At 37.8% G+C, this 26,879-nt stretch carries 28 protein-coding genes and 1 pseudogene; 23 read left to right on the top strand and 6 right to left on the bottom strand.

All coding sequences use genetic code 11. The annotated features are described in order from the left end of the window. Positions 1–161: 161 nt before the first annotated feature. The 17 genes and pseudogenes from C8270_RS14500 to C8270_RS14420 all read left to right on the top strand — a co-directional run bounded on the left by C8270_RS14500 (position 162) and on the right by C8270_RS14420 (position 20,263). Positions 162–773, top strand: coding sequence for a TetR/AcrR family transcriptional regulator (locus C8270_RS14500; RefSeq protein ID WP_106497518.1), 612 nt, complete (start codon positions 162–164; stop codon positions 771–773). Between the two features lie 95 nt (positions 774–868). Beyond that, positions 869–2,011 carry an acyl-CoA dehydrogenase gene (locus C8270_RS14495; protein WP_106497517.1) on the top strand — a complete coding sequence of 381 codons (1,143 nt, stop codon included), beginning with the start codon at positions 869–871 and terminating at the stop codon, positions 2,009–2,011. A gap of 24 nt (positions 2,012–2,035) precedes the next feature. Then, positions 2,036–3,670 (top strand): annotated as a pseudogene (locus tag C8270_RS14490) (AMP-binding protein). Between the two features lie 11 nt (positions 3,671–3,681). Then, positions 3,682–5,049: an acetyl-CoA carboxylase biotin carboxylase subunit gene (locus C8270_RS14485; RefSeq protein WP_106497516.1), complete on the top strand. Its 1,368-nt coding sequence runs from the start codon at positions 3,682–3,684 to the stop codon at positions 5,047–5,049. 11 nt (positions 5,050–5,060) lie between these two features. Further along, positions 5,061–5,273, top strand: coding sequence for an acetyl-CoA carboxylase biotin carboxyl carrier protein subunit (locus tag C8270_RS14480; RefSeq protein WP_106497515.1), 213 nt, complete (start codon positions 5,061–5,063; stop codon positions 5,271–5,273). Positions 5,274–5,361: 88 nt separating this feature from the next. Further along, positions 5,362–6,144: an enoyl-CoA hydratase gene (locus tag C8270_RS14475; RefSeq protein WP_106497514.1), complete on the top strand. Its 783-nt coding sequence runs from the start codon at positions 5,362–5,364 to the stop codon at positions 6,142–6,144. A gap of 17 nt (positions 6,145–6,161) precedes the next feature. Next, the gene (locus C8270_RS14470) at positions 6,162–7,691 is read left to right on the top strand and encodes an acyl-CoA carboxylase subunit beta (protein WP_106497513.1); all 1,530 of its coding nucleotides are present in this window, start codon (positions 6,162–6,164) and stop codon (positions 7,689–7,691) included. A 209-nt stretch (positions 7,692–7,900) separates the two neighbouring features. Next, positions 7,901–8,356, top strand: coding sequence for a CBS domain-containing protein (locus C8270_RS14465; protein ID WP_106497512.1), 456 nt, complete (start codon positions 7,901–7,903; stop codon positions 8,354–8,356). Between the two features lie 301 nt (positions 8,357–8,657). Then, a complete protein-coding gene (locus C8270_RS14460; RefSeq protein WP_106497511.1) occupies positions 8,658–9,518 on the top strand; it encodes an ABC transporter permease subunit in 861 nt (286 codons plus the stop codon). Continuing rightward, positions 9,511–10,425 (top strand): ABC transporter permease, encoded by a 915-nt coding sequence (locus C8270_RS14455; protein ID WP_106497510.1) that lies wholly within the window; start codon positions 9,511–9,513, stop codon positions 10,423–10,425. Before C8270_RS14460 ends, C8270_RS14455 begins: the two co-directional genes overlap by 8 nt. A gap of 77 nt (positions 10,426–10,502) precedes the next feature. Beyond that, positions 10,503–14,129, top strand: a complete 3,627-nt coding sequence (locus C8270_RS14450; protein ID WP_106497509.1) for a dynamin family protein — start codon at positions 10,503–10,505, stop codon at positions 14,127–14,129. Between the two features lie 11 nt (positions 14,130–14,140). Beyond that, a complete protein-coding gene (locus tag C8270_RS14445; RefSeq protein ID WP_106497508.1) occupies positions 14,141–15,013 on the top strand; it encodes a 5'-3' exonuclease in 873 nt (290 codons plus the stop codon). Between the two features lie 202 nt (positions 15,014–15,215). Beyond that, positions 15,216–16,829, top strand: coding sequence for an ABC transporter substrate-binding protein (locus C8270_RS14440; RefSeq protein WP_106497507.1), 1,614 nt, complete (start codon positions 15,216–15,218; stop codon positions 16,827–16,829). A gap of 15 nt (positions 16,830–16,844) precedes the next feature. Continuing rightward, entirely contained in the window at positions 16,845–17,834 is a 990-nt protein-coding gene (locus C8270_RS14435) for an ABC transporter permease (protein ID WP_106497506.1), read from the top strand. Continuing rightward, on the top strand, positions 17,831–18,688 hold the full coding sequence (locus C8270_RS14430; protein WP_234028574.1) for an ABC transporter permease: 858 nt from the start codon (positions 17,831–17,833) through the stop codon (positions 18,686–18,688). Before C8270_RS14435 ends, C8270_RS14430 begins: the two co-directional genes overlap by 4 nt. A gap of 14 nt (positions 18,689–18,702) precedes the next feature. Next, a complete protein-coding gene (locus tag C8270_RS14425; RefSeq protein ID WP_106497505.1) occupies positions 18,703–19,659 on the top strand; it encodes an ABC transporter ATP-binding protein in 957 nt (318 codons plus the stop codon). Continuing rightward, entirely contained in the window at positions 19,601–20,263 is a 663-nt protein-coding gene (locus C8270_RS14420; protein WP_234028573.1) for an ABC transporter ATP-binding protein, read from the top strand. The genes C8270_RS14425 and C8270_RS14420 overlap by 59 nt, the downstream gene beginning before the upstream one ends. Positions 20,264–20,408: 145 nt before the next feature. Here the strand turns inward: C8270_RS14420 and C8270_RS14415 are convergent, their stop codons facing one another. Beyond that, positions 20,409–20,771 (bottom strand): hypothetical protein, encoded by a 363-nt coding sequence (locus C8270_RS14415; RefSeq protein WP_106497503.1) that lies wholly within the window; start codon positions 20,769–20,771, stop codon positions 20,409–20,411. Positions 20,772–20,774: 3 nt separating this feature from the next. Continuing rightward, entirely contained in the window at positions 20,775–20,984 is a 210-nt protein-coding gene (locus C8270_RS14410; protein WP_106497502.1) for a hypothetical protein, read from the bottom strand. A gap of 191 nt (positions 20,985–21,175) precedes the next feature. Here C8270_RS14410 and C8270_RS14405 point away from each other — a divergent pair, with 191 nt between their 5' ends. Continuing rightward, positions 21,176–21,712, top strand: a complete 537-nt coding sequence (locus C8270_RS14405) for an Hsp20/alpha crystallin family protein (protein WP_106497501.1) — start codon at positions 21,176–21,178, stop codon at positions 21,710–21,712. A gap of 1,031 nt (positions 21,713–22,743) precedes the next feature. Here the strand turns inward: C8270_RS14405 and C8270_RS14400 are convergent. The 3 genes from C8270_RS14400 to C8270_RS14390 all read right to left on the bottom strand — a co-directional run bounded on the left by C8270_RS14400 (position 22,744) and on the right by C8270_RS14390 (position 23,602). Continuing rightward, the gene (locus C8270_RS14400; RefSeq protein WP_106497500.1) at positions 22,744–22,989 is read right to left on the bottom strand and encodes a hypothetical protein; all 246 of its coding nucleotides are present in this window, start codon (positions 22,987–22,989) and stop codon (positions 22,744–22,746) included. A gap of 28 nt (positions 22,990–23,017) precedes the next feature. Continuing rightward, complete coding sequence (locus tag C8270_RS14395; RefSeq protein WP_106497499.1) at positions 23,018–23,263, bottom strand: hypothetical protein; 246 nt, start codon at positions 23,261–23,263, stop codon at positions 23,018–23,020. An 87-nt stretch (positions 23,264–23,350) separates the two neighbouring features. Further along, positions 23,351–23,602 carry a hypothetical protein gene (locus tag C8270_RS14390; protein WP_106497498.1) on the bottom strand — a complete coding sequence of 84 codons (252 nt, stop codon included), beginning with the start codon at positions 23,600–23,602 and terminating at the stop codon, positions 23,351–23,353. A gap of 240 nt (positions 23,603–23,842) precedes the next feature. Between C8270_RS14390 and C8270_RS14385 the strand changes: the two genes are divergently transcribed. The 4 genes from C8270_RS14385 to C8270_RS14370 all read left to right on the top strand — a co-directional run bounded on the left by C8270_RS14385 (position 23,843) and on the right by C8270_RS14370 (position 25,874). Then, positions 23,843–24,235, top strand: coding sequence for a hypothetical protein (locus C8270_RS14385; RefSeq protein ID WP_158701739.1), 393 nt, complete (start codon positions 23,843–23,845; stop codon positions 24,233–24,235). A 53-nt stretch (positions 24,236–24,288) separates the two neighbouring features. Further along, positions 24,289–25,062: a hypothetical protein gene (locus C8270_RS14380; protein ID WP_106497496.1), complete on the top strand. Its 774-nt coding sequence runs from the start codon at positions 24,289–24,291 to the stop codon at positions 25,060–25,062. A gap of 218 nt (positions 25,063–25,280) precedes the next feature. Next, positions 25,281–25,508, top strand: a complete 228-nt coding sequence (locus C8270_RS14375) for a hypothetical protein (protein WP_106497495.1) — start codon at positions 25,281–25,283, stop codon at positions 25,506–25,508. A gap of 24 nt (positions 25,509–25,532) precedes the next feature. Beyond that, a complete protein-coding gene (locus C8270_RS14370; protein WP_106497494.1) occupies positions 25,533–25,874 on the top strand; it encodes a hypothetical protein in 342 nt (113 codons plus the stop codon). Positions 25,875–25,947: 73 nt separating this feature from the next. On the opposite strand, the gene C8270_RS14365 is transcribed toward C8270_RS14370, so the two are convergent. Beyond that, positions 25,948–26,319: a YmaF family protein gene (locus C8270_RS14365; protein WP_158701738.1), complete on the bottom strand. Its 372-nt coding sequence runs from the start codon at positions 26,317–26,319 to the stop codon at positions 25,948–25,950. A 160-nt stretch (positions 26,320–26,479) separates the two neighbouring features. Here C8270_RS14365 and ureA point away from each other — a divergent pair, with 160 nt between their 5' ends. Beyond that, the gene (gene ureA / locus C8270_RS14360; protein ID WP_106497492.1) at positions 26,480–26,848 is read left to right on the top strand and encodes an urease subunit gamma; all 369 of its coding nucleotides are present in this window, start codon (positions 26,480–26,482) and stop codon (positions 26,846–26,848) included. The last annotated feature ends 31 nt before the right edge of the window (positions 26,849–26,879 follow it).

The raw sequence follows: 26,879 nt of genomic DNA, 5'->3' as shown, positions 1-26,879 counted from the left end.
AATATGCTTGTCAGGTATCAGCCTGACAAGCTATTAAAGCTTTGAAACAGATTTCAAAAGGATAGTTATCGCATTTTATTTTAAATACTTTTTATGAAAACGCTTTATTAATGCGCAAAAATATGATACTATTAAACTGAATTTTCTAAGAAGGGGGTTCTATGACGGATTTAAGAAGCAGAATCATTCAGACGGCATTACTCTTGTTTGAAAGGCATGGATTTCATGGGGTAACCGTGAATCAAATTGTAGAAGATGTTGGTACATCCAAAGGTGGTTTCTATCATCATTTTGCATCTAAAGATGAATTATTGTTTGTTATCCATGACACGTTTATTACATATGTATTGGAAAAAGCAGAGTTTGCCAATAAAACATATGCTTCACCAACAGAAAAATTACAAGCAATTATAAAAGATTTTGTAAAAGTATTTGATCTGTATAAACCGCATATTGCTGTCTTTTATCAAGAGACGATTTACTTGAAACCACGTTTTGAAACATTGGTTAAGCAAAAACGTGACCAGTTTAAACAAATTGTATTAGAAGCCCTTCGTGAAGGAAAAGCTTGTGGCGAGTTTCGTCAAGACCTACCAGTCGAAATTACCGGAATGGCAATTTTGGGCATGGTGAACTGGACTTACAAATGGTATCGACAAACTGGAACGAAGACGATCGATGAAATTGGTGATATTTTTGTAGACTTGATCTTGCATTCTGTTTTGAATAAAGGTGGTACCTCAAGAATTTCTGATGAAAACATTCGTATTTGAAATTTTTCTTTAATTGAAAGTGAGTACTTTCATTTTTTTACTCGATTAACAGACCAACCAGTCGGTCTTATTACCGCGAACTTAGGAGGCTTAACATGAATTTTGAATTATCTAAAGAGCAATTAATGATTAAAAAAATGGTTCGGGATTTTGCGGAAAACGTTATAAAACCACGGGCAATAGAAATCGATCAAGAGGCAAAATTTCCAGTAGATATTTTTGAACAAATGGGGGAACTGGGCATGTTAGGTATCCCGTTCCCTGAGGAATATGGTGGCTCAGGTGGAGATACAATATCTTATGCATTAGCTGTAGAAGAAGTAGCAAGGGTATGCGGTAGTACGGGATTAAGCTATGCTGCTGCTGTTTCGTTAGGCGCTAGTCCAATCTATTATTTTGGAACAGAGGAACAGAAGGAGAAGTTTTTAAAGCCACTTGCACAAGGAGAGGCACTAGGATCTTTCGGTTTGACCGAACCAAATGCCGGATCAGATGCTGGCGGGACGAAAACAACTGCTGTTGAAGATGGAGATGACTACATAATCAACGGTGAAAAGTGTTTTATTACCAATGCTAACTATGCTAGAACAATCATTGTTACCGCAGTTACCGGCAAAGATGATCGTGGTAAAAATGTAATTAGCGCAATCATCGTCCCAGCGGATGCAGAAGGAGTAACAACTAAAAATAATTATGATAAACTGGGCGTTCGTGGCTCAGATACAGCGGAAATTGTTTTGGATAATGTACGAGTACCGAAAGAAAATCTGTTAGGTGATCCTCAGAAAGGATTTAAACAATTTTTACACACCCTTGATGGGGGACGCATTTCCATCGGTGCCCTTGGCTTAGGAATTGCGCAGGCATCCCTTGAAAAAGCTTTGGAGTATGCGAAAGAAAGAAAACAATTTGGTAAATCTATTTCCAATTTCCAAGCAATTCAATTTAAACTTGCTGATATGGCGATGGAAGTGGAATTGGCACGGAACATGGTGCATAAAGCTGCATGGTTAAAGGATCAAGGCAAGCCGTTCACAAAAGAAGCTGCATATGCAAAACTCTATGCGACTGAGACAGCTTTTCGCTCGGCAAATCAAGCAGTACAGATACTTGGTGGCTATGGTTATATGCGCGAATATGAGGTGGAACGCTATTTACGTGATGCCAAACTACTAGAAATTGGTGAAGGTACTTCTGAGATTCAACGACTTGTAATTGCAAGACAATTAGGATGCTAAACTACGAATGAGGGGAGAAAATTCATGTCTTTATTACATGTAACTGTTGGGGAGTTATTGGAAGAACAGGTGAATTTGTAACCAAATCAAGAAGCGGTTGTCTATCCAGAGTTAAATCTTAGAAAAACATACAAAGAATTTGATGAAATGGCGAACCAAGCTGCAAAGGGGCTTATGTCGTTAGGGATTGAAAAAGGGGAAAATGTGGCTATTTGGTCTGATAATAAACCAGAATGGCTCACGTCCCAGTTTGCGACAGGTAAGATGGGGGCAGTGCTTGTTACCGTAAACACAAATTATCAGGCAAAAGAATTAGAATATCTATTAAAGCAGTCTGAATCAACGACATTAATTTTGGCAGAATCATTTAAAGGCACGTCCTATATCGATATTCTAAAAAAGGTATGTCCTGAATTTGAACATGCTGAGAAAGGGAATTTGCAATCGGACAAGGTTCCATCATTAAAGAATATTATTGTTATTAGTGACGAGGATTATGCAAATGCATACACATGGGATGAAATGATCGAAGAAGGTAAAAACGTGTCGGATGCTGCGCTAATAGAACGGAAGAATACATTACACGAAAACGATGTTATTAACATGCAATATACTTCAGGTACAACTGGATTTCCTAAAGGTGTGATGTTAACCCACCATAATATCGTAAATAATGGAAACCAAATTGCCGATTGTATGAAACTGACAAATCAGGATCGATTATGTATACCTGTTCCATTCTTTCATTGTTTTGGTTGTGTATTGGGAGTACTTGCGGCTGTTTCCAAAGGCACAACAATGGTTATTTTAGAGCAATTCGAGGCGGAAAAAGTGATGAGATCTGTATCAGATGAAAAATGTACCGGTTTGCATGGAGTTCCGACGATGTTTATAGCAGAATTAAATCATCCTAATTTTTCTAAGTATGATTTTTCTCATTTGCGGACAGGGATCATGGCTGGTTCCACATGTCCAATTGAAGTGATGAATGATGTTATGAATAGAATGGGCGCAACAGAAATCACGATTGCTTATGGACAAACTGAATCATCACCGGTTATAACGCAAACCAAAACGGATGATCCGGTTGAATTAAAAGCACGAACCGTTGGTAGAGCACATCCAAATGTTGAGGTGAAGATCACTGTACCTGGAACAAACGAGGAGCAAACCCAAGGCACCCCTGGAGAATTGTGCACGAGGGGTTACCATGTCATGAAAGGGTACTACAATAACGTGGAAGCAACAAATACCGCAATCGACAGTGAAGGTTGGCTACATACAGGAGATCTTGCGGTAATGGATGAAAACGGTTATTTAGAAATAACTGGTCGCATGAAAGATATGATTATCCGTGGGGGTGAGAATATTTATCCACGGGAAATAGAAGAATTCCTTTATCAACATCCTGATATAATGGATGTACAAATTGTTGGGATCCCAGACGCCAAATATGGAGAAGAAATAATGGCCTGGATTATTCTAAAAGATGGTGTCCTACTATCCGAAAAGGATGTTCGTTCATTCTGTGAGGGTAATATATCACGGCACAAAATTCCTAAGTATATTCAATTCGTTGATGAATATCCAATGACTGCAAGTGGGAAAATCCAGAAATATAAACTAAAAAAGCTTGCAATCCAACAACTTGAAAAATAGGGGTGATGTTTATGATTAAAAAGATACTTATCGCAAATCGTGGTGAAATTGCTGCACGTATTATCCGCACGTGTAAACGTTTAGATATTCTAACTGTTGCTGTTTTTTCAGAGGCAGATCAGAAAGCACCATTTGTCTCACTTGCTGATGAAAGTTACCTGCTTGGACCACCACGTGTGAATGAAAGTTATTTAAACGTTGACAAAATATTAGCGGTCGCAAAGGAAACAAATGCTGATGCAATCCACCCTGGTTATGGCTTTTTAAGTGAAAATGCATCGTTTGCAACAAGATGTCAGGATGCTGGATTAACATTCATTGGTCCTTCAGGTACTATTATGGAAAAAATGGGTAGTAAAATCGAGGCACGTGATACGATGCAAAAAGCGGGTGTTCCAGTGGTTCCGGGGACTGATGGGGCTGTTGCGTCTGTTGATGATGCATTAGAGATTGCTAATAAAATTGGATATCCAATCATGTTGAAAGCATCGGCAGGCGGTGGTGGAATCGGGATGCAGGTTGTGCAATCGGATGATGAATTAACCAAGGCGTTTGCTAGCAATTCCAAACGTGCTGAAAACTTTTTTGGTGATGGTGCCATGTTTATGGAGAAAAAACTGGAAGATGCCCACCATATTGAAATTCAAATATTGGCCGATCAACACGGTAATGTTGTTCATTTATTTGAACGAGAATGCTCCGTGCAGCGAAGAAATCAAAAAGTTGTAGAAGAAGCTCCTTCGCCATTTATTTCAGAAGAGACCCGTAGGAAAATGGGGCAAACTGCTGTTAAGGCAGCAAAAGCAATCGGTTATACAAACGCAGGTACAATTGAATTTCTTGTAGATGCGAAAGAAAACTTTTACTTTTTGGAAATGAATACGAGAATTCAAGTGGAACATGCCATTACAGAAGAAATTACAGGGCTCGATATTGTTGAAGAGCAAATCAAGATCGCAAATGGTAAAACATTAACTGTAGACCAAGCAGCATTAAAAATTAACGGTCATGCAATTGAGGTTCGTATTTATGCAGAAGATCCAGTAACATTTTTTCCTTCACCTGGACATATTGAAACAATACAGATTCCATCGGGTGAAAACATCAGAAACGAACTTGCAGTAACCGACAATTATGATGTGACACCTTTTTATGATCCAATGATCGGTAAACTCATCGTAGCTGGTGAAACGAGAATTGATGCGATTGAAACAATGAAAGCAGCATTAACTCATTATAAAATTGAAGGAATTAAAACAAATATTTCCATGCTTGAAACTGTTATCGATCATGAACAATTTAAAGCAGGGAAAACAACAACAGCATTTGTACAAGAATATTATTTACCAATAACTAAAACTAAAACGAAAACTAACTAGGAGGAATAACAATGCAAGAACTTAAAGCATCAATGGCAGGTAGCGTATGGAAAATTACTGTAAGTGCAGGAGAAAATGTGGAAGAAGGACAAGATGTGGTTATATTGGAATCGATGAAAATGGAGATTCCAATTGCAGCAGAACAAAATGGAACGGTTAAGGAACTAAAGGTTGCAGAAGGCGATTTTGTTAATGAAGGAGACGTTATCGCCGTTATTGAATAATGTATTTGTCAGGTTACCTATTCTCTCTGTGGCCTCGGTTTGAACGGGGCCTTTTAAAAGTTGGAAAACCATGTAAGGGGTGAAGTAATTGACCAATCTAGTAAATTATGAAACGACAAGCGATCATATTGCTATTTTAACGCTAAATCGGCCAGAAGCTGCCAATGCGATGTCAAAAACATTACTAGATGAATTGAATGAATGCGTTCACAAAATCAAACAAGATAAATCCATTCGGTGTACGATCATTACTGCTTCGGGTGAAAAAGTATTTTGTGCGGGTGCTGATTTAAAAGAACGTAAAGGTATGAACAATGAGCAAACAATCAATGCTGTTCGTTATATTGGGGAAACAGTAACAAATATTGAAAACTTACCGATGCCAGTAATTGCTGCACTGAACGGATCAGCATTTGGGGGCGGATTGGAGCTTACTTTAGCAAGTGATATAAGAATTGCTGCAGAACATGCTAAAATGGGGTTAACCGAAACATCATTAGCCATCATTCCAGGAGCTGGCGGGACACAACGATTAACGAGACTGGTAGGTTTAGGTCAAGCAAAACGGTTAATTTTCACAGCGAAACCAATTTCCGCTTCGGAGGCGAAGGAAATAGGGTTGGTTGAACAAATTAGTCAATCAGATGAATTACTAGAAAATGCAATGAAAATGGCGAGTCTTATTTCTCAGAATGGACCGGTTGCTTTACGTCAGGCCAAAATGGCAATAAATCAAGGTTTTCAAACTGATATTACAACTGGTTTAGCCATTGAGCATCTATGTTACAAAGAAACGCTTCCAACAGAGGACCGAACAGAAGGGCTAATTGCGTTTAAGGAGAAGAGAAAACCGATGTACGAAGGAAAATAATCACAGGAGGTCGACCTATGTCATACGTAGAGGACTTGCAGCAACGAATAGAAAAGATTCAACAAGGTGGAAAAGAAAAATACCACGAAAAAAATACAGAGATGGGAAAATTATTCGTTCGAAAAAGATTGGAATTGTTGTTTGATGATGGTATCAACATAGAAGATGCTTTTTTTGCGAACTGTATGGATGATTCCTTGCCATCAGATGGTGTTGTCACTGGAATTGGTAAAATAAATGGGCAAGCTGTTTGTGTTATGGCAAATGATTCAACAGTTAAAGCTGGATCATGGGGGAAGAGAACGGTCGAAAAAATCGTTCGTATTCAGGAGACAGCAGAAAAGCTTGAATTACCAATGTTATACTTAGTTGACTCAGCAGGTGCCCGAATTACCGACCAAGTTGAAATGTTTCCGGGGCGCAGAGGAGCAGGTCGAATTTTTCATAATCAAATTAAATTATCAGGAAGAGTACCTCAAGTCTGTTTATTGTTCGGCCCATCGGCGGCTGGTGGAGCATATATTCCAGCATTTTGTGATATCGTAATCATGGTCGAAGGAAATGCATCCATGTATTTAGGCTCACCACGAATGGCTGAAAAAGTAATTGGTGAAAAAGTCTCACTTGAAGAGATGGGTGGTGCGCAAATGCATTGCTCTGTTTCCGGTTGTGGTGATGTTTTGGTGAAGACGGAAGAAGAAGCCATTGACTACACACGTAACTATTTAACCTACTTTCCAGCAAATTTCAAAGAAAAACCAAAAGCAATGGAAGCAAAAGATGTGAAGGCGTTTGAGAAAACAATTACAGATTTAATTCCAGAAAATCAAAATGCACCATTTAATATGTATGATTTTATCGATCGAATAATTGATGAAGCTAGTTTTTGTGAAATCAAGAAAAAATTTGCACCAGAATTAATTACCGGTCTAGCAAGAATCAACGGAAAATCGGTCGGAATTATTGCAAACCAGCCACGTGTTAAAGGTGGAGTACTTTTCCCTGATTCAGCGGATAAGGCAGCAAAATTCATTCAATTATGTGACGCATTCAATATTTCATTATTGTTCTTAATGGACATTCCTGGCTTTATGATCGGAACAAAGGTAGAACGTGCTGGCATTATTCGTCACGGTGCAAAAATGCTTGCTTCGATGAGTGAAGCGACTGTTCCAAAAATTTCTGTTGTCGTTCGTAAAGCTTACGGTGCCGGTTTATACGCAATGGCAGGTCCTGCGTTTGAACCTGATTGCTGTTTAGCATTACCAACTGCACAAATTGCAGTGATGGGACCGGAAGCTGCGGTTAATGCGGTCTATGCAAATAAAATAGCTGAATTACCAGAAGAAGAACGTCCAGCATTTATTAAGGAAAAACAGGATGAATATAAGGATAATATTGATATTTATCGCTTGGCATCCGAACTAGTTGTGGATGCGATTATTGAACCTGAAAAGCTACGCACAGAGCTAGCTTCCCGTTTTGCGATGTATGAGTCAAAAGCTGTAACATTTACAGAAAGAAAACATGGTGTATATCCAGTTTAATAATTGTTAAAAAATGAACCGTCATAGGAGATTGCCTTAGAGCAATCCTGTGACGGTTTTATATTGGCAAGTTTTTAATTACCAATAATTATATTATGTAAACTTAAATAGTCGACCGCTTCATTACCACCTTATTTTAGTTGTTAAGAATTGTATTTCGCTAAATGGTGAAATATACTTATTATATAGACCTAATATGGGGTGATAAAATGAAGGTTAATGAATTCATGATTACCGATGTGATTACAATCACAAAAGATAAGTCAATTAAACAGTTGCTGGAAATACTTGTAAAAAGTAAGATTGGCGGCGTTCCTGTTGTTGATGAACAAAATAAATTGCTAGGGATGATTAGTGATGGGGACGTAATTCGTTACTTACAACCTAAAGCTAGAACAGTTTATGACATGTTTTCACTTGTTCTCGTAAGTGAAAAAGAGGGCTTGAAATACAAGTTGGGATATGCTGTTGATCATGAGGTTGAAAAAATGATGCGACATAAAGAAACACATACTGTTCATCCTGATGATGAGCTCGAGGTTGCACTATCCATTTTGTCTAAGTACAGATTTAAGAAAATACCTGTTGTAGATAATAACAATAAGGTTGTAGGTGTCATAAGTCGTGGCGATGTAATTCGTTACATTTCTACAAAATTAATTTAAATATAGTTTAAACAGGATAGTTAAAAGACTTCTGTCATTAGAACAGGAGTCTTTTTTGTTGGAAGAGAAAGCATGAAATTTGGCTTTCATTTGTTCTAGGGAAGGGATGAACCTACGTCCAGCGCCAGCGCTAAAGTGCTCCCTCATTTCTGTGCGACAACTTAACATCAGTTTGCTTTCGCTTTTTAAAAATTGTCGAATTATATCGTCTTGACTAAAAATTCTGCAAGTGATAAATTTAATTTATCTGCCTTATGGGTAATAAGGCCCTCTCAAACTAAAGAAACAGGGGTATATACATATGAGAATTTTATTATCTATTTTGGGGACTATTTTGCTTATCCTTGTACTTGTTGCTTTACCACTTTCAATTGATGTTTATGGTAGGGATTTGATTAATTATTCTATCATGATTGACTCTATTAAGGAATACATAACAGGGTTTGCAACAGGAGAATCATTGCATTTTATGGAGGGGAAAGATCGAAATCCTTTTTTTCCAGAAATTATTCCAAGCTACTTTTTAACATCATTTTCCTATTTGTTTGTTTCTATTATTCTAGCAATAATTTTGGGATTACTTATTGCTTCTTGGCACAGCAGGTCAAAAAAAGAGTGGATGAAAGATGTTATTGGATTTTTTGGAATGGTTCCAGATTTCATTATGGTGCTTTTTTTACAGATTGCAACGGTTTTCTTTTATCAAACGACAGGTCATCGACTTGCTCGTATTGCAACTCGCGGGATTGAGGAACATGCGATATTGCTACCCATGATAACGCTAACAATTGTCCCGACGATTTATTTAATACGATCATTATCCGAACGAACCTACGATGTATTGACAGAGGATTATATATTGACAGCAAAAGCAAAGGGCTTACGGAAAGTATATATATTTATTCAGCATGTCGTCAGAAATGTTCTTCCATATTTAAAAGCGGATTTGCATAAAGTAATCGCTATTTTAATGAGTAATCTATTTATTGTCGAATACTTGTTTAATATTAGTGGTTTGGCTGGGCTGCTATTTAATGCAGGTGGTTTCCAATATAGTTTAATGGCAAATACGCTGCTAACATTGGTTGTCTTATATATTATTTTATATTGGTGCATTCGTTTATTTATTTATCTATTAGAAAGGACCTTTGCTTATGATTAATTGGCGATTATGGCTGGGGATGGTATTGACAGTGTCTTTAGTGTTTATTGCGATTTTTGGACCAGCACTCGCACCCTATGACGAAGATTTTATGGAGCCTTCTGGATATTACTATAATGATAATGATGATTTCGGCGTTTATGCAGCACCGTTTGCCCCATCACGTGATCATTTATTAGGAACAGATCAGTATGGTTATGATATTTTAACACTGCTATTATATGGTGCGAAATATACGTTAGTTGTTGGGGTACTTGTCGCATTATTACGAATTGTGATTGGTGCTTTGTTTGGTTTGTTAAACGGAATTAGAAATAATCATGAAAAGGTTGGAAGTAGTTTTGGATTGCTTGGTAGTATACCAGCATTTATTATCATTTACTTTGTCATGATCGGTATTGTTGTTAACTCTTCATTTTCGATGATGGAACTGATTTTAATACAATCTATTTTGATGACACTTGTAGGTATCCCGGGTGTTTATGCGGCTGTTTTTAGTAAAACAAAAGAACTTAAGAAAAATTTATATATTTCCGCTTCGAAGGCATTAGGAGCACGCTCTTTTCGGATTGCTTGGAAGCATTTACTGCCACATTTAAAAGGGACATTAATGGTTATGTTTGTGAAAGAAATTATCCTCGTTCTATCCTTAATCGGTCAATTGGGTATTTTTAACGTATTTCTAGGTGGGACTATTTATCGTCAGGGAGGAGAAGACGTGTACTTATCTGTCACCCATGATTGGGCAGGCCTGATTGGACAGTGGCGCTCCTTTGTTTATGATTATCATTGGGTACTCTTTTATCCATTGCTTGCTTTTGTTCTCGTTATTTTTTCACTTTATATTCTTTCCAGAGGTTTGGAATTAAAAGATAAACAAGGATTAAAGAAATATCCGCATATCTAATATTCAGGTAGCATTGCGAAGACAAAGAACGTATAATAAATGTATATGAATTGTTAATAAGAAGGGAATTGTACATCTTGGAATCAATCACTACATTGCCATCACGACAAATCAAAACAAATCAACTAGCTGCACTTTACGAAACAATGCTAGAAAATGGTGATGAAAAAAGTGCAATAAAACTATTAGAGCTATATGAAAAAATGAAGAAAAAAGAATTCGTTGTCAGCTTTGCCGGCCATTTTTCGGCAGGGAAATCGACCATGATTAACACATTATTGGAAGAAGATATTTTGCCAGAAAGCCCTATACCAACCAGTGCAAACGTTGTAAAAATTAGTTCTGGTGATGGGGTAGCGCGTGTTTATTTTCATCATGATGCACCAATTGAGCATAAAGAACCATATGACATCGAAATGATTAAAGACTATTGTAAGGACAAAGATACCATTAAGAAAATTGAATTGAGTACTTCTCGAAAAATTGTTCCAGCTAACACAGTGATTTTTGATACTCCAGGGATTGATGCGGCAGACGATGCTGATCGATTAATTACGGAAGCATCGATGCACCTTGTTGATATGCTCGTGTACGTTATGGACTATAATCATGTCCAATCTGAGGTTAACCTGCAGTTTTTGCACACACTAAATGAAAAAGGGATACCATTTTTTGTGGTGATTAATCAAATTGACAAACATGATGAAGCGGAATTATCTTTTCAAGCATTTGAAACAAGTGTTAGCCAAACATTTGATCAATGGAACATTATACCTGAAGCAATTTATTATTCATCATTAATCAATGATCAGGCAGCACATAATCAATTTCAAACACTTAAATCAGATCTTTTTGCTTTGATGACAACAAATAAGGATACCAACCGATCCCAAATCAATTCGTTACAACAGATAGCAAATGAACATAAGCATTATTTAACGAATGAACACAATCAAAAAATAAGCTCTTTATCCGAGGTAGAGACAGATAAAGCAGAAGTGCTAGCACAAAAAAATGAGATCGAACAAAAAATTGCTTCAATTGAGGACACACATCGTCAACTTGAACAAAAGTTCCGCCACGAACTGCAAACAACATTGCAAAATGCTTACCTTATGCCTTATGAAATTCGAGAAAAAGCGGAGAATTTTTTACAAAGTCAACAAGACGATTTCAAGATAGGATTGTTCGGTTCCAAGAAGAAGACGAATGAGGAAAGAGAGAATCGTCTGCAAACATTTTTAAACGCCTTATGTGAGAACATGGAAGCAGTAGTGCAATGGAAATTACGCGACAAATTAGCTGATTTACTAAAACAATTCGGGATTACTGATCGAGAACTTGTGGAATCGGTTCAAGATTTATCCATCGATTACACTGGGGATGAGTTGCTTGTACTTGTAAAGTCAGGTGCAAAAGTAACTGGGGAGTCTGTCTTAAATTATACCAACGATGTTAGCAATGATATTAAGCAAAAATACAAAACGAAAGCACTGCAATTATGGGATACAATTGATCGAAAAGTAACACAGGAAAATAAAGCGAATCTACTATCCTATGAAAAAGAACGTGAGGAATTACATGCAATTCTTAAGCAACTAAACACGGCTGAGAATATGGAACAAACGTTGTCAGATAAGCAATCGACTGTTGATGAGATCTTACTTCATCCAGACCAAAGTCCTGCTATTTCCTTAGATGAAGAACTCCTTGGGAAATACAGCTCTATGGAACAACGCGATGTTGAACGACCAATTACATCAGACGATAAACCATCAATTACCGATGATCCTACAGAGCCTTTGGAGCAAAACGAAAAAACAAAGTCATTACAAGATGTTGAATCGAGCATTGAGCAGACAATTCAAACCCTGTCATCAGTATCTGGATTTCAAACAATTGTTGACGAACTAAAGACAAAACAGCAACAACTAGCTAATCGCACCTACACTATTGCACTATTTGGGGCATTTAGTGCTGGAAAGTCATCGTTTGCCAATGCATTACTTGGCGAACGCGTTCTACCTGTATCGCCTAATCCAACAACAGCTGCGATTAATCGAATTTGTCCAACAACAGAAAAACATGGGCATGGCACTGTCATCGTTCAAATGAAAAAAGCCACAGATTTGTATGACGATTTACGGACGATTACAAAGCATTTTTCGCCAACAGCTGGAGATTTAGCTGGATTACTTCAATGGATAAAGGAAAACGATATACATGAAAGTGAAGACCTTCAGCAAATGTATCAATCATATTTACGGGCGATGGTTACAGGATACCCGGAAAATAAAGATTTAATTGGGGAACAAGTTACGGTAACGATTGATGATTTCTCAAGGTATGTTAGTGATGAAACGAAGGCATGTTTTGTGGAATCAATCGATCTATATTATGATTGCTCCATAACAAAACAAGGAATCACATTAGTTGATACGCCTGGTGCAGACTCGGTTAATTCTCGTCATACAAATGTTGCGTTTGACTATATTAAATATGCCGATGCAATCTTATATGTTACGTATTACAATCATGCCCTATCACGTGCAGATAAAGACTTTTTAATGCAGTTAGGACGGGTGAAAGATGCGTTCCAGTTAGATAAAATGTTCTTTATTGTCAATGCAGCTGACTTGGCTAAAGATGAGAATGAGCTAAACTTAGTAACCGATTATGTGGAAGAACAATTAATCCAATTAGGAATTCGTTTTCCAAAATTATTTCCAGTTTCCAGTAAACAGGCATTAAAAGCAAAGCAAAATCATGAGTCACAAACGGAGAGAATGATTGATTTTGAACAAAAATTTTATCATTTTATTCATAATGATTTAGCTGCTATGTCAATACAATCGGCATTGCTTGATATAAAACGGGCTTATCAAGCGGTGACCAATTATATTGAATCGGCAAGTTTAAACGAACAGGAAAAGGTACAATACCGGGAGGATCTTTTTTCTAAACGGGAAATGCTAGAACAAGCGGTTAATGAAATGAACGCAGGAATATACCCGCAGCAAATCGAACAAAAAATAGAGAAACAATTATATTATGTAATAGAAAGATTGGGCATACGTTTTCATGATATGTTTAAAGAATTTTTTAATCCTACTACCATTACCGAAACAGGTAAAAAAGCTATGATTCAATTACGGAAAAACACGGATGGACTATTGGATTATATAGGGTATGAGCTTGTTCAGGAATTGCGGGCTGTTTCATTGAGAGTGGAATCATATGTGCAATCTTTAGCTCAAGATGCCTACGCTGAATTAAATGAGAAATCAACACAAATCGATAAAAAGTTAATGTTACCTGGGTTAGCTTCTTTTGATTTGACCACTCCTGAGTATCAACAGGCATTTACAGAATTGGACCAACATATCTTCCAAAAGTCATTAGCACTATTTAAAAGTACAAAAGCATTTTTTGAGAAAAACGAAAAAGAGCAGATGAAAGAGGAAATGTATCAAACATTAGCCCCATTCGCTCAACAATATATCGATGAAAATAAAGGGATAATGGTGGAATCCTATCGCAAACAATGGGATCACGTTATTAAAACTGTTCAACAAAAGACATGTAAAAATATCGATATGTACGTTGATAACTCCTTGTCAATGCTAACAGAAACGGTTGATATGGAGCTCTTAGCAGCGAAACAGGAAAAACTTGCTGCCATCATTGATAGTCACCACATTTAGGAGGTCTGAACATGGCAAGAACACAAAATGTATTATTAGTTGATGGAATGGCCTTGTTATTCAGAGGATTTTATGCAACGGCATTTCGCGGCAATTTCATGAAGACTAGTCAAGGGATACCAACAAATGGGATCTATCAATTTTTGCGTTATTTCCTTGATGCAGTGGATCGTTTTGAACCTACACACGTTATTTGCTGCTGGGATATGGGAAGTAAAACATTTCGAACTGATTTATATAATGGGTATAAAGCAAATCGCGGCGCACCACCCGAGGAATTAATCCCTCAATTTGACTTGATTAAAGAAGTCGTAGAAGCGTTTAATATGCCAAATGTTGGAATGGAAAATTTTGAGGCTGACGATTGCATAGGTACTCTTGCAAAACATTACGCAATCGAGGGAAATGATGTCATAATCCTAACGGGTGACCAGGATATATTGCAACTTGTCGATGAGGGCATTCGTGTGGCGATCATGAAAAAAGGACAAGGTAATTATGATGTATTTGACAACGTTAACTTTTACGACAAACGAGGGATTTCCCCGAGACAAGTGATTGATCTAAAAGGACTAATGGGGGACACTTCCGATAATTACCCTGGTGTAAAAGGAATTGGCGAAAAAACAGCATTAAAGCTTATTAAAGAATATGACTCGATTGATAATATTTTAGAAAATATAGATCAATTACCGAATGGAATCCAAACAAAGATTAAAACCAATCTGGAGATGCTGCAATTATCGAAGGAGTTAGCTGAAATAAAATGTGATGTCCCCATAAGTTGCCCATTGGAAACAGCAGTATGGCAATATGATCAAACGGAAGTTAATAATAAATTTTCTGAGTTAGAATTTAAGCATTTAGCAAAATTAATAGGTTAATATTATAGGCAGGCGAGTAGTTAGAAATAGTTCTAGCTACTCGCCTTTTTTCGTTATAATCAAGGACTAAATTATTTTATTCATGACAGGAGGAAATAACTCATATGATGGGGTAAGAGCCTAGATTTGACGATTTTATTTAAGAGAATGCTTGTTACTACAGAAGTTGCACAAGCGCAAAATTAACAGCGAGGGATGGAACGTGAAAAAGGTGAGAAATAATGTTTACCTGGTTTTATTCGTTATTCTATTGATTGTCACATTAAGTGCTTGTTCAGATGCAATTAATAAAGGTACGGAGGAATCTGCTGATGCTACATCTAAGGATGAATTGGTGCTCGCGCTTGGTGGAGAACCGGAAGATGGGTTTGACCCAACAACGGGATGGGGACGGTATGGGTCACCGCTCTTCCAAAGTACATTGTTAGCGTATGATCAAAACTTTTCCATTCAAAATGATTTGGCAGTGAACTATGAGGTAAGTAAGGATGGTTTAGATTGGACGATTAAGATTCGTGATGATGTGAAGTTTTCAGATGGCGTGCCACTTACAGCCAAAGATGTTGTTTTTACATATCATACCGCCAAAACTAGTGGTTCGATTATTGATTTGAACAACTTGGAAAAAGTTGAGGAAATTGACCCACATACAGTAAAATTTACGTTAAAACAACCAGAATCCACGTTTATCTATCTTCTGACAACAATTGGTATTGTTCCAGAACATGCCTATAATGATTCGTATAATGTACATCCAATCGGATCAGGACCGTTTCAATTGGTTCAATGGAATAAAGGCCAACAACTTATTGTGGAAGCAAATCCATATTATTATGGGGAAAAGCCATTTTTTAAGAAACTGACTTTTTTATTCCTATCAGAAGATGCAGCATTTGCAGCAGCTAAAGCAGGTGAAGTTGATGTTGCTTCCGTGCTACCTGCCTTAGCTAAAGAAGATATTTCTGGGATGCGGCTTATTGAACTTGAAAGTGTTGATAATCGAGGTATAATGCTTCCATATGTTCCCGCAAGTAGGGAAACAGAGGAAGGTATACCTATAGGAAATGATGTAACCGCAGATAAAGCAATTCGGAAGGCTATCAACATTGCGGTTGATCGAAAGGCTTTAGTTGATGGTGTGTTGGAAGGGTTTGGCACTCCAGCATATACTGTAGCAGACCGGTTGCCATGGTGGAATCCCGATACAGTTATAGAAGATGGTGATTTAGGGGCAGCGGAAACGATTTTAGAAGAAGCTGGATGGCAAAAAAATGAAGATGGTATAAGGGAAAAGGACGGTCTTGAAGCTACATTTACCCTGCTCTATCCGGCAGGCGATCAGAACCGGCAGTCATTATCGCTGGCATTCGCTGAAATGATGAAGCCTTTGGGGGTTGAAGTTACAACAGAGGGAAAGAACTGGAACGAGTTAGAGCGACTGATGCATGCCAACCCAGTTATGATGGGATGGGGAAGTCATGATCCACTTGAAATGTATAACATATATAGCAGTAAAACACGTGGGGAAGGATTCTACAATGCCAATTATTATTCCAATCCTGTCGCTGATGCGTATATGGAAAAAGCAATGCATGCAACAGACCAAGATCTGGCAAACACGTATTGGAAAAAGGCACAATGGGATGGAGAAACAGGCTTTTCAGCGAAGGGAGATGCACCATGGGTATGGTTGGTAAATCTTCAGCATCTCTATTTTGTGCGTGATAATCTGGAAATTGGTGAACAAAAAATCCAACCACACGGACATGGTTGGCCTGTAACAGATTTTATTGAACAGTGGCATTGGCAAGAATAGAAAGAGGGGAAGGATTTGTGCAAGAAAGTTGTTTTATATTGCTTACGTAAATCTGTAAAACTAGCAACCTTGCTCATTGCAATTTGTATTCTATCCTTTTTACTTGTTAGTTATTCCCCTATCGACCCAGTTCAGTCATATGTGGGAGCAGATATGACGAGAGTAAGTCCAGAACAACGAGAAAATATTGCGGAATATTGGGGATTGAATGACTCAAAAACAAAGCAATTTCTTACCTGGGGTCATGCAGTGTTACAAGGGAATCTTGGGACATCGCTAATCTATCGATCCTCAGTAGCTGACGTGATCGCCGAACGTTTCTTTGCTTCTTTAGCATTAATGGGTATCGCTTGGATTTTGTCAGGTGTCATTGGTTTTACCTTAGGAATCATAGCCGGAATGCGAGAAGGAACAATGATGGATCGAATCATCAAAGGATATTGTTTCACACTCGCTTCTACTCCAGGCTTTTGGTTAGGATTACTGTTTTTACTATTTTTTTCTGTATGGCTCGGCTGGTTTCCTGTTGGGCTCGGTACTCCGGCAGGCATGCTAGCAGAAAATGTTACATTTTTAGAACGGGTTAGGCACTTATTTTTACCAGCTTTGACACTAAGTGTTTTAGGTGTGGTAAATGTGGCTCTACATACAAGACAAAAATTAATTGACGTGCTAGAGAGTGATTTTGTTCGGTTTGCAAGAGCTAAGGGGGAACATGGACTCATTTTGCTGTGGCGTCATGGCTTACGAAACATTTCACTCCCAGCAATCTCGGTGCATTTTGCTTCATTTGGGGAGCTGTTTGGGGGAGCAGTATTGGCTGAGCAAGTCTTTTCTTATCCCGGTCTTGGGCAAGCTGTAGTACAGGCAGGGCTTGGTGGGGATGTGCCACTTCTCTTAGGAATTGTCCTATTTAGTACAATGTTCGTTTTTGTTGGCAATTTAATCGCTGATTCATTCTACAAAATAATCGATCCGCGGATTGGAAAGGAAGAAGTCCATTGATCGATCAAATAGGTCATATTTTAAGTGGGAATGGAAATCGTTGGATCAGATACCGAATACTTATAAGCATCACTGTCGCAATCATCTTTTTAGTGGGGATGGTTGTATGTGGTGTTTTCGTTGGATCTGAAAAACTAGGAGTGAATTTACAAATACGAAATAGCGAGCCATCATTTAGCCATCTTTTTGGAACTGATTGGTTAGGCAGGGATATGCTAGCCCGAACGCTTAAAGGACTGACACTGAGCCTTGGTGTCGGGTTAATCACTGCGTTTTTGAGTACAATGATTGCGGTGAGTCTAAGTTTGTTAGCCTCGTGGAATAGAATGCTGGATTCGCTTGCTACATGGGTAATCGATCTTTTTCTTAGTGTTCCGCATATTGTCATCCTTATTTTAATTTGTTTTTCGGTTGGAGGCGGACTTAAAGGTGTTGTTATTGCTCTTGCTTTAACCCATTGGCCAAGTTTAACACGTTTATTACGAGCGGAAATTTTACAAAATAAATCAGCTGAATACGTGGGTGTGTCAGGTAAATTAGGGAAATCTCGTTTATGGATTGCCAAACATCACATTTTGCCTCATTTAATTCCACAAATGTTTGTTGGTTTTATTTTATTGTTTCCCCATGCCATTTTGCATGAAGCAGCGATTACGTTCTTAGGCTTTGGACTATCATCGGAAGAGCCGGCAATTGGAATTATTCTATCAGAATCAATGCGGTATTTATCCACTGGGATGTGGTGGCTGGCCTTCTTTCCTGGTATCGCTTTGCTGACTATGGTTGGATCGTTTGAAATGCTTGGTCGAAATGTTCGCAAACTGATAGACCCTTTTCATGGGCAAAAAATATAAAGGGAGTAATGATGATGACTTTGAAACATCACAAACTAAAAAATGATAATACTCCATTATTTGAAGTGAAAGACCTATCTATTTCCTTCCGTACCTATCGGAATTGGTTACGTGAATCGATCGTGCAGGTTGTTAACAATCTAAATTTAACGATAAACGCTGGTAAGATTCTTGCAGTTGTTGGGGCTAGTGGTTCTGGTAAGAGTTTGTTGGCTAATGCGATTTTAGGTATTTTACCAGAAAACGCTACTTTAAATGGAACACTAATTTATAAGGGTGAACCATTGAATCAAAAAAAACTAATCACCTTACGCGGAAAAGAAATATCACTCGTTCCACAGTCCGTTAATGCACTCGATCCATTAATAAAAGCTGGTAAACAGGTACAAACAGTCGTAAGGGGAAAAGACAGAAAAGCAATCCAACAAGACGCTTTTGATAAGGTGGGCCTTCCTCTTAAAACGGGGAATCGATATCCATTTGAACTGTCGGGGGGAATGGCACGAAGGGTTTTAGTCTCAACGGCTATAATAAGTGAAGCAAACTTCATAATTGCTGATGAACCAACACCTGGATTAGATGAACTCACACTTCAGGAAACAATAAATTCCCTGAAGCAGCTTGCTAAAGATGGAAAAGGGATTTTGTTGATTACCCATGATATACATACAGCACTAAAAATAGCAGATAAAATTGCGGTGTTTTATGCGGGTCAAACGGTTGAAATTGCAAATGCAGGAGATTTTTCTGGTAAAGGTGAGAAGTTGCGACACCCATATACAAAGGCTTTATGGAACGCATTGCCTCAAAATGACTTTTTTCCATTAGTAGGATCTCAACCGTCTGTGGGAGAGAGCTTTTCCGGATGTACTTTTGCATCGAGGTGCCCAATTGCCATGGAAAAGTGTGCGAATGAACAGCCGAAAGATACAAACGTTGCCGGTGGAATGGTTAAGTGTTTTCATGCTTGAAATAAATGGGATTAGTTATCGTTACAAAGGTCGTCAATGGCTGTTTCGAAATCTACGCATGAAAATGAAACCGGGTGAAGTGGTTGGGTTGTATGGTATGAGCGGCTCCGGAAAAACCACGATGGCAAGGATTATTGCTGGCTATCTCAATCCATTGGAAGGACACGTAACAGCAGACGGACGTCCTTATCCTATAAAGGGGGTACATCCTGTTCAATTGGTTTGGCAGCATCCAGAAAAGGTTATTAATCCAAGGTGGAAAATGAGAAAGGTGCTTGCTGAAGTTGGTGGTACTTCTGATAGTGACTTACTAGGTACATTAGGCATTCAGAAAGAGTGGTTAAATCGCTGGCCTAGTGAACTCTCTGGTGGTGAGTTACAACGATTCAGTCTTGTTCGTGCACTTGGTTTTAATACAAACTATCTCATTGCGGACGAAATGACGACGATGCTTGATGCGATTACCCAGGCGCAAATATGGCAAGCTGTCCTGCAACTTGTAAAACAGCGTAATATTGGTGTACTCGCAATTAGTCATGATCAGCATTTGTTACACAGGATAAGTGATCGCATCATAAATTTCAATACCTTAATAGAAAGATAGGAAGAGAGATAAACTCTTTTGTGGCCCCAGAGGTGGTTTAGGTTTGCAAACAGATGAAAAAGAGTTCGGGAAAATGGATGCGGCCGCCACTTTCGACATCAAAAACCATCCGGAGCTTAGATCCTGTTATTTGATTCATTAGATTTTAAACGCTTGTGTTTTCGTTCATTTCTCCTGTCTCCATTTCATCAATTTCTTCATTCATTTCGTCAAATTTCTCTTCTTCTAAATATGCAATGACTTTAGAGGTAATGAGCTCTCGGATTTCAGATAGATCATCTGTGCCAGTGTCAGATAACATATCAATTAGCGATTTGTCATTCATGAGCGTTTTTATTCCATCAATTGTATTTGAATCCCCACTAACCGATCCAAATCCCTGGTTATGCTTTTTATGATTTGTAAACCCTGTTGGTTCATTTATTCCGAAGTTAACACAAGATGCTCCTTCAACGGTATGAATGTTAATATTTTTTATAAAAAAATTTGGAGTTAAATCGGATCTCATATTTTATGCTTCCTTTCCACAATCATTTTTGTCAACACGTTTTCGAACCACATGATGATTATTGAAAGAATCATTATTGCTCCCACTTATCGTACCAAAACCCTCATTCACCTTGCTTACAAAGTTCCAATCAACTTGTTGGTTCTCACCTGAAAATATACCTGATGAAAGTGACACATGATCAATCTTTAAATCCTCAAAATTTACCTTCAATTTAAGAAACCTCCAGTAGGGTAAAATAACTTTTAACCATCTAGCCTTCGATATTTTATGTAGGCATTCGCGGAGTGTGAAAGTTCTAAAATACTGGTCCTTTGTTTCCTAGGTACTTTTTCTACTGCAAAGAATAGAATAATTTTAAAGTTTGCAAGAACGTCGATTCATTTCTAAAGGAGTGTCCTTTCATGGAAAAAGCTTTCGAAGATTTTTTCAATCAGCATTTCGATACCCAAGAGAATGTTCCCAATCCCTTTGATAAAGAGGCTTTTGCTCAATTCATCTCTGATCAAATAAAGAATGCAGTTCCGAATCAAGCTAACGTTTCTGAACCCAATAATTTGCAAAACGTTCCCAATCCTTCCCAACATCGACGAAGAAACAGACCTAACCGTCAATCTAATGGATCACCCGGAAATGGTAACGCATCAAATTATGAGTATAATGTATTCGAGACACATGATTTTGTCATTGCAAGAATAGCTATGACAAATGCTAATCCAGAACAACGGTTTAGTGTTTTACTTAATAGTCATGAGCTTTTTTTAAGAGAAAAGGGGCAGCGACCTTCACTACGAATACATTTGCCTAAACCAGTTGACCCAAAAAAGACAAAAATAACGACTCGTAATGATATTCTTGAAATTCAAATGATGAAGCAACCACCTGAGCCTTTATCGGAATTTGACATTACTGAATTAAATGAGGAAGACGAAGAATGGTAAAATCACCCATGAAGAAAAGTGTAAAGAGTTGGCTAGCGTGATAATTAACGGGTTCTCTTTAAGGTTGCAAAACAACAAATAACAATATAAATGGGGTGCAAAATCACATACAGTATCGCACCCTTATTTTTGTAGTTATATCAATGCATTTGGCTATTTGTTGGTTAAAATAGCATGATAAATAGCAATAACTTTAGCAGAGTGGGAATAGATATTCTCACTCTGCTAAAGTTATTTGATAAACTACCAGTTATTTTACAAGTGGAAATCAAAAAGGCTCGGTTCCGATTGTGGATGACATAAACTTTATATTATTGACTCTCACATCCTCGCTTAATTTAGTGCTGGAAAACCGCTTCGGCAGAATACTTCGCTTTCCGCGGGCACGGCCTCAGCCTCCTTGCCCCGGCGAGGGGTATGTCGACGTTGTCCGCAAAGGACGGTTTTAGTCGACCTTCCTTTTCAAATCACTCTGCGGGGTCTTCGGACACGTGCTGTTCCCGCAGGAGTCTACGTATTCTGCCTACGCTAGTTAAGATTATCTAACTTAAAATTGTTGTCCCTGATTGCTATCCAGCGGAAGAAAAACACGGAGACTCCTGTGGGAGAAGAGGCCTAGGTGAGACCCCGCAGTGCGACGAGCATTACTCCCAACGAATAAGCTTCGAGTTGCAAGGAGCGATACTTCACCGAGTTACTTGCAACGCGACGAGCACCCAGCACGAGGAGGCTCATCAGCCGCCCACGGAAAGCGCAGTGTTTTTCTGGAGCGGCCATTTGTAGCAAAACCAGAAATCTCCCAATAAATTTTCTATCACCAACAAATATTAGAAGTTAATACTACTGTGAATTGCCCTGATGTTTTTGTTGTAAATTTTTCTGTGATTTGAGATGTTTTTCTCTTGTTTGCACCTCTAAAGAGAACCCGTTAGAGTGATAATTGGTCAACTCTTTATTTTTATCGAAAACAATTGTAGGGTGGATTAGAATAAAATACGATCCGGCTTTGATACCGGATCGCATTGTTTGTACTAAACTGATTGGAAACTTGCTCCCCATTCAGTATCTTGGTCATTGATAGTAGTATCAATTCCATCCATATCTTCTATAAAGTTAAAATTAGCACTAGTTGGAATACCCGTTCCTTTAACATAATAATTTTGGTTCATTTTAAAATGAGAATTCCAGCCAAATATTTGATTTTGTCCATTTAGTACACCTGAATTGTCGGCAGCATATTGCAGGTGATTCATATTATAAGCAATTACAATCGCCATGATGACCCTCCATTAATCAATTTTTTGTTTAAAATGATTGTCCAATGACACCTGCTGCTGCATCCTGGTCATTAATGGTCGCATCGAAACCATCATTATCCCGTAAAATATTTACATTACCTGTTGATGGGTTAAAAAATCCGGTAAGGTTAGCATTTTGGTTTTGTTTAAAATGGGAGTTCCAACCAAAACCTTGGTTCTCTCCATTAAATACACCCGCGTTATCAAGGGCTGTATTTAGTAAATTCGTATTATAAATTATTTTTAGTGCCATTTGTTCATCCTCACTTTCTCGTTTAGTACGATAGTTTATTCCAACAGCAATATGTTGTGAAACAGAACAAGAGTTAAATAGAAGATTTTAAAGACCCCACATGACGTCCTGATCGTTAATGGTGGTATCAATCATATCGTTATCATTGAGAACATTTATATTGTTTGGGGTGTGGTTAAGGTGACCACCAATCGTACCTAATGCGGAATTTGTTTTACTATGAGAACTCCAGCCAAATTGCGTATTCACTCCATTAAAGACACCTGCTCCACTTGCTGCAGAAGTGATGTGAATGGTATCATAACGAATTTCAATATCAGAAAATGCAGGGTTTTCCATTGAATCGGACTCCTTTTTCATAAATTAGGATAGTTTATGCGTGAAGATAGGCGAAGTGATTCGGACACAATAGACTTCGTACATAAAATGTTATTTAACATAAGCTATCTTTGAATAACAGGCTGAAAGGTGCTGGATTTATTTATGAATGCATACAACCCGTATCATGAGTATCCATATTTCCCATATAACCCATTACCACCCAATATGAGTCATTTACCTTACCAAACTGTTAACCCTATGCATTTAGGGCAAAGCGGACAACAGAACCCATCTCCACAAAAAGTACAAAAAGAAAAATCCTCTGAGGAACAAATGAAGCAAAGTTCACAAAAGGCCAAAAACAAACAAGGTGAGCAGCAAAAAAAGAAACAGTCACAAAAAAAACAAAACGCAATGATTAGCTTTAATAAGTTAAGTGTTGGTACAGTCTCAAGCTCTTCCGGGGTATTTAACGGTAAAAATGTACAATTTGGCTGGAGTTCCCAGAGTAAGTCAAATACAGGTTTTGGCAAGATCGGTGGACACAATAATAAAGCGAATAAGAACACAAATGTAGTATTTGATAATGATCAAGTAGATACCCCAATTGATGATCGTGATACCATGTGGGGTACGATCCCACCAACGTAAAGGAAAAATAGAGACAGTCCGGAAAATATCCTTGATCAAGAAAGGGGATACCAATGGATGATTACAATGAAAAAATAGAAAAACTTTGTGACAAGATGGAAAAAATAGAGACATTACTTAAAAAAGTCATAATTAACAATGGGGCTTCTATTGTAAACATTGAACAACTTGATTTGAAAGGACCACTAATGGAATACAAAGTCGGTGATATCGATGTTGATGAAGTTAGTGGTGCTTTAAATTTAGGAGTTAACTTGGGTGTTCCTGTCGATGGGACAAAAGCAACCAAAAGTAAGCAACCAGTCGAAGCAAAAATGAAATCAAAAACATCGTCGATAGAAGAAAGCAAGGATTCTACTTCTTCACATAAAGATTTGGAAAAGGAACACAGAACCAAATTCCCCAAGATTGAAAAGCAGATTGAAGAAAAATTGAAAGAATTATTCCCTAAAGATTCGAATCAACATGAACAGCAGTCTCCACCTGATAAAAAATCAGTTGATAATAGGGCCCCAGAACTAACGAGCCCGACTAGGAACAAAGATGATATCGAAAGTAGTGATCAAATGAAAAAAGGGGAAACAGTATATGATGTGTTAGCAAAAGAAGAACAGCCTAATTTTCAGCAATCAGAGATTACTGCAGAAAATTACCAATCAAAGTACCCAATACCTACATACGTATCAAATCAATCGAATAACAATCCCTCCATCCCTAAAAGAATCCCAGTATTTGATAATCATAAGATAAAAGGAAAAAACGATACAAAAAAACGTCAACTATCTAGATCATCAACTGGATATTGGGTTCTCGTATCTACTTTTTAGGGATATGTACAAAGTATCCCTAAAGCTTTATTTTAGTGCATAAAATGTATGGTAAATGTAGGGCCTCATTGAATAATGTGGAGGTAAATGACGTTTGTCTATTTTAATAATTGATAGTTGATGGTCTATTTCGCTCATGTTTTCCTAACATACACTAATAGCAAAACAATTTACCTTTCTAAAATTATGGACAAGTGCTTAGGAAAGGAGCCGGATAAATGATCGAAATAACAGCTAAACACACACAAATTGATTCTTCGTCTAATCGTGTTGGGGTTTTCAATGGCAGAAACAACATTATTAATTGGACAGCCCACTCTAAACGCAACAGAAATGTAGTCTATCAAACATCAAAATTGGTTGGTAATTATGTTTCCAATTCGCTTAATGTAATTGATGACAGGGATCACATCGATTTTTTAGGTAGAACAAGTAATAGGGTTTAGTAAAAAGGAAGGAGGAAATTTGTTTTGATAACTATTAACATAGAAAAAATAAAGGTCAATACAGCTAAAAATCAATCAGGAGTTTTTATTGGTAATAACTATGCACCAAATTGGTCCTATTTTTCCAAAGGTAACACGAATGTAAGTGGAAATCACGTTTCGGACAATGTCAATGTTATCCTTGATGAGGACGAGAAGGATTTTTCAGTGATGAATAACAATAATGCGAAGAAGATTGCAGACGAAGCAGAAGACCTCGTTATCAATAGGAATAAAAAACAAAGCAAGCATAAATCAATGAAAGGTCATAACAAAAAGGCAAAAAAGGCGATAAATAAAAATTTTAAACACAAACAAAAAAATTAAGAGGAAGCAAGAAGAAGGAAAGATAGCATGTACTCCTTCTTCTTTTTTGAGTAAATTATTAGGAATTAATATTTTACTCATTTGATGGCGTCGTAAATCCTTGATACCAATGCTGATGATTCGGGTAACCCGTTGTAAATCCTTCGTAATAATGAATATGTCCACCATCCTGAAGCGGGATAGCTGGCCCCGTTCTGCCGCTGATTTTATGCCGTTGCTTATCATCAAAATTTGTCCATCCTGAGTATTCATGTGTATGTTGGATCCCGTTTGGTGCTGGTCCTGTTGTTTCAATATACTGATGGGTATGATCTAATTCTATTGAGGTCGTTCCCATAAGCGAATGGATATGCTTCTTTACATATCTGGCATCATCATACAGTTTTTCCGAATACGGCTGTTGATAGGGGGGTGCCACTACACCATAAAAGGGATGGTATATCATTGCAAAACTCCTTTCTACGAGCGCTACTTTATCATATGTAAACACTAGGGAAATGACCATCTGAAACAAAATCATTTTTGGCAAAGATACGGTTTTTGAGAATATGGAATTGATTCAAACATATAGTTATTAACAGGGTGGGTGATTAGGAGGGAGAAGGATGCACCTCACAGAACGTGAAAAAGAGTCATTATTAATTGTTACGGCTGCATGGCTTGCTAAAGAAAGACTGGCAAAAGGGATGAAACTTAGTTACCCAGAAACCGTTGCGTTAATTACCTATGAGGTGATGGAAGCGGCTCGAACCGGAAATTATTCCGTCTCGGATTTACATGTGTATGGAAAAAATATTTTATCGGAAGACCAGGTTATGGAGGGCGTACCTTCCATGATCAGTAAACTTAATATACAGGCAACCTTTCCAGATGGTACAAAGCTTGTCGTTGTCTATAATCCATTTAAGCCGGTAAAACAGAAAAAGCTTGAAATTGGTGAGCACTATTATGAGGAGGAGAAAAAGAAAGAATAATAGTTTATTTGTAAGACAATAGGTATAAGGG

The sequence above is a fragment of the Lentibacillus sp. Marseille-P4043 genome, assembly GCF_900258515.1.
Taxonomy (GTDB): Bacteria; Bacillota; Bacilli; order Bacillales; family Amphibacillaceae; genus Lentibacillus_C.
Note: the sequence above shows the minus strand (reverse complement) of the source record. Positions and strands in the feature narration are given on the sequence as shown.

Bases quoted from the DNA above. Each gene is read 5' to 3' on its own strand.
- C8270_RS14375 (WP_106497495.1), top strand. From the start codon at position 25,281: ATGATCGAAATAACAGCTAAACACACACAAATTGATTCTTCGTCTAAT.
- C8270_RS14380 (WP_106497496.1), top strand. From the start codon at position 24,289: ATGGATGATTACAATGAAAAAATAGAAAAACTTTGTGACAAGATGGAA.
- C8270_RS14460 (WP_106497511.1), top strand. From the start codon at position 8,658: ATGAGAATTTTATTATCTATTTTGGGGACTATTTTGCTTATCCTTGTA.
- C8270_RS14425 (WP_106497505.1), top strand. From the start codon at position 18,703: ATGACTTTGAAACATCACAAACTAAAAAATGATAATACTCCATTATTT.
- C8270_RS14455 (WP_106497510.1), top strand. From the start codon at position 9,511: ATGATTAATTGGCGATTATGGCTGGGGATGGTATTGACAGTGTCTTTA.
- C8270_RS14470 (WP_106497513.1), top strand. From the start codon at position 6,162: ATGTCATACGTAGAGGACTTGCAGCAACGAATAGAAAAGATTCAACAA.
- ureA (WP_106497492.1), top strand. From the start codon at position 26,480: ATGCACCTCACAGAACGTGAAAAAGAGTCATTATTAATTGTTACGGCT.
- C8270_RS14365 (WP_158701738.1), bottom strand. From the start codon at position 26,319: ATGATATACCATCCCTTTTATGGTGTAGTGGCACCCCCCTATCAACAG.
- C8270_RS14420 (WP_234028573.1), top strand. From the start codon at position 19,601: ATGAACAGCCGAAAGATACAAACGTTGCCGGTGGAATGGTTAAGTGTT.
- C8270_RS14395 (WP_106497499.1), bottom strand. From the start codon at position 23,263: ATGGCACTAAAAATAATTTATAATACGAATTTACTAAATACAGCCCTT.
- C8270_RS14385 (WP_158701739.1), top strand. From the start codon at position 23,843: ATGCATTTAGGGCAAAGCGGACAACAGAACCCATCTCCACAAAAAGTA.
- C8270_RS14405 (WP_106497501.1), top strand. From the start codon at position 21,176: ATGGAAAAAGCTTTCGAAGATTTTTTCAATCAGCATTTCGATACCCAA.
- C8270_RS14415 (WP_106497503.1), bottom strand. From the start codon at position 20,771: ATGAGATCCGATTTAACTCCAAATTTTTTTATAAAAAATATTAACATT.
- C8270_RS14445 (WP_106497508.1), top strand. From the start codon at position 14,141: ATGGCAAGAACACAAAATGTATTATTAGTTGATGGAATGGCCTTGTTA.
- C8270_RS14465 (WP_106497512.1), top strand. From the start codon at position 7,901: ATGAAGGTTAATGAATTCATGATTACCGATGTGATTACAATCACAAAA.
- C8270_RS14390 (WP_106497498.1), bottom strand. From the start codon at position 23,602: ATGGAAAACCCTGCATTTTCTGATATTGAAATTCGTTATGATACCATT.
- C8270_RS14500 (WP_106497518.1), top strand. From the start codon at position 162: ATGACGGATTTAAGAAGCAGAATCATTCAGACGGCATTACTCTTGTTT.
- C8270_RS14400 (WP_106497500.1), bottom strand. From the start codon at position 22,989: ATGGCGATTGTAATTGCTTATAATATGAATCACCTGCAATATGCTGCC.
- C8270_RS14485 (WP_106497516.1), top strand. From the start codon at position 3,682: ATGATTAAAAAGATACTTATCGCAAATCGTGGTGAAATTGCTGCACGT.
- C8270_RS14495 (WP_106497517.1), top strand. From the start codon at position 869: ATGAATTTTGAATTATCTAAAGAGCAATTAATGATTAAAAAAATGGTT.
- C8270_RS14480 (WP_106497515.1), top strand. From the start codon at position 5,061: ATGCAAGAACTTAAAGCATCAATGGCAGGTAGCGTATGGAAAATTACT.